The sequence below is a fragment of the Candidatus Propionivibrio aalborgensis genome (assembly GCF_900089945.1).
Lineage (GTDB): Bacteria > Pseudomonadota > Gammaproteobacteria > Burkholderiales > Rhodocyclaceae > Propionivibrio > Propionivibrio aalborgensis.
The window spans coordinates 1-1687 of the sequence record NZ_FLQY01000199.1 but is presented as its reverse complement, the minus strand read 5'-3'; the positions used below and the strand labels follow the sequence as shown (position 1 = coordinate 1687).

4 protein-coding genes are annotated in these 1687 nt (G+C 53.9%); 3 read left to right on the top strand and 1 reads right to left on the bottom strand.

The features are described 5' to 3' along the window. Positions 1–178: 178 nt before the first annotated feature. Genes PROAA_RS10210 through PROAA_RS10200 form a run of 3 tightly spaced genes read left to right on the top strand, consistent with a single transcriptional unit; the run spans position 179 to position 1168 of the window. Entirely contained in the window at positions 179–526 is a 348-nt protein-coding gene (locus PROAA_RS10210; protein ID WP_186411239.1) for a hypothetical protein, read from the top strand. A 46-nt stretch (positions 527–572) separates the two neighbouring features. Continuing rightward, positions 573–848 carry an MBT domain-containing protein gene (locus PROAA_RS10205; RefSeq protein WP_186411238.1) on the top strand — a complete coding sequence of 92 codons (276 nt, stop codon included), beginning with the start codon at positions 573–575 and terminating at the stop codon, positions 846–848. Positions 849–889: 41 nt separating this feature from the next. Then, positions 890–1168, top strand: a complete 279-nt coding sequence (locus PROAA_RS10200) for a hypothetical protein (RefSeq protein ID WP_186411237.1) — start codon at positions 890–892, stop codon at positions 1166–1168. A gap of 73 nt (positions 1169–1241) precedes the next feature. Here the strand turns inward: PROAA_RS10200 and PROAA_RS18895 are convergent. Continuing rightward, on the bottom strand, positions 1242–1687 hold a 446-nt coding region (locus tag PROAA_RS18895), incomplete at its 5' end, for a hypothetical protein (RefSeq protein WP_222102207.1).

Sequence of the window (1687 nt, the reverse complement as noted above, 5' to 3'; positions counted from 1 at the left end):
ACGATATACCTTTTAATTAGAACTGGCCTATAACGGTCGTAACTTTTATAAGTGGTTACGGCAGGGTCAGTTCTAAAGCATGTTGGAAGTGTGGAAAATCAATGGGTCAATAGCTCCGTGAGCAGAGCGAACGGGGTTGAGCGTAGGGTTAGACGGCGCCAACGAAGAAAGGGAAAACATGAGCGGCGGAAGTATGAATTATCTGTACTGCAAACTGGAGAACGACGCCGACTTCAAGCAGACAACGCCGGAGCGGAAGGCGTTTGCCTTGCACTTGGTGAAGGTGGCCAAGGCGCTGCACGATATTGAATGGGTGGATTCGTGCAACTACAGGCCAGGAGACGAAAGCGAAGCGATACGCGCATGCCTTGCTCCTGGGATGGCGTTGGAAGCCGCAATAGAAGCCGCCAACGAAGCAGCAAAGGAACTGCGTGAAGAACTGGAACTGGCATGCGCTGGGAAGAGGCCGAACGCCGAATTAACCGAGCGCCGCGCAGAAGCGACAGACAAAACCACGGACGCTTGACCGGCGTCCGGTTGAATGTGTGGTTCGACGTTTTACGGAGAAATAGATGAGCATGGAATACATACGCACGACCTACGGCGTGCCAGCAAAACTAGGCGGGCGAGTTGAGTACACACACCCGTCGCCGGCCAAAATGGGAACCATAACCGGAACACGCGGCGCACGGCTTCGCATCCGTCTCGATGGCGACGACCACTCGGGTAACTACCACCCGACATGGGAGCTGAACTACCTGCCGCCAAGCACCATGCAGGAACTGCGTGACGCAACCCCGGAGCCGGCGCATGGCTGCGGCCACATGCAAGGGCGAGGCGCTGCATGAAGACGCCGAAACGCAGAAGTGCGCCGAGGGCGAAAGGGAGAATGATGAAACCTGAAACGATTGATCCCGTCGGCTCGACTGTCTGGTTAGAAGTGGGCGGCTATCGACCGCCCCCGACAAAACCATTTATTGCCGCCCGATTACGAATGCTGGCCGACGACATGGAGTATCTGGCTGCGTGCATGGATTACTACGGTGGATTTGCCGAGTGGTCGAAGCATGGGCGAGAGATCGCAGGAGCGGGAGCGATTGCTCGGCAATGGGCAGACGAGATAGAGACTTCTAACGCAGAAATCAGCCGACCGCGCGAGGCGGATTGAGAAAACGCACCGCTTATTTCGGTCGGCTGGATTGACGGGTTATGCCACTCAAAGACTATAGATTGTTGTTGCATTATTCAAACAAATAGCTATAATTGAATTGTGCAACATAAATCAACAGGAGAAGCATCATGGTCAGAGGCGGGAAAAGAGAAAACGCAGGACGGAAACCGAGCGTGGCGACAGTGACATTACGAGTGCAGGAAGCTGGATCAGCGGTTGCGCGGGGATTGGTTGAGTTTGCAATTCGTCGGGCGCAAGAATCCATTGTTGAAACGAAGTGGTATTTGACATCTCCTGAGAAAAACAACAAGACACCGCCGGACGTAAAGGTTTTAGCGATTGAAGACCGCGAAGTTTTTACCTCAATGGGGATGATGGCAGCGGGTAGCCGAATGGAGCCACATTTGATTTGTGAAACGACGGTAGCCGGCCAAACAGCACGGTTCTTGGTACTACTTGAAGCCGGGCGAATTGGATGCCTCATTGAATCAGAAACGCAGGACGGGGCATAACGCC